Consider the following 497-nt stretch of genomic DNA (forward strand, 5'->3'; position numbering starts at 1 on the left):
CTGTGATTGTTGCGGGAGCTCGTACCCCGATGGGTCGACTCCTCGGATCGTTGAAAGACCTCTCCGGGTCCGACCTCGGCGGCATCGCCATCAAAGGCGCCCTCGACAAGTCCGGAGTCGCCCCCGAACACGTCGACTACGTCATCATGGGACAGGTCCTCACCGCCGGCGCCGGCCAGATGCCCGCCCGCCAAGCCGCCGTCGCCGCCGGCATCCCCATGAACGTCCCCGCCCTGAGCATCAACAAAGTGTGCCTCTCCGGCATCGACGCCATCGCCCTCGCCGACCAACTCATCCGCGCCGGAGAATTCGACATCGTCGTCGCCGGCGGGCAGGAATCGATGTCCCGCGCACCCCACATGCTCGAAAAAAGCCGCGAAGGCTTCAAATACGGCGACGTCACCCTCCGCGACCACATGGCCTACGACGGCCTCCACGACATCTTCACCGACCAGGCCATGGGCCTGCTCACCGAACAAGTCAACCAACAAGAAACC

The 497-nt window shown here is 64.6% G+C and carries 1 protein-coding gene; it reads left to right on the forward strand.

Annotation, left to right across the window (positions count from 1 at the left end; translation table 11 throughout):
- Positions 1 to 2: 2 nt before the first annotated feature.
- Positions 3 to 497, forward strand: a 495-nt coding sequence (locus AC2ETI_RS32650) for a thiolase family protein (RefSeq protein ID WP_483635053.1), incomplete at its 3' end; no start/stop codon positions are given.

The sequence above is a fragment of the Rhodococcus sp. MurmanLake-1 genome, assembly GCF_056945715.1.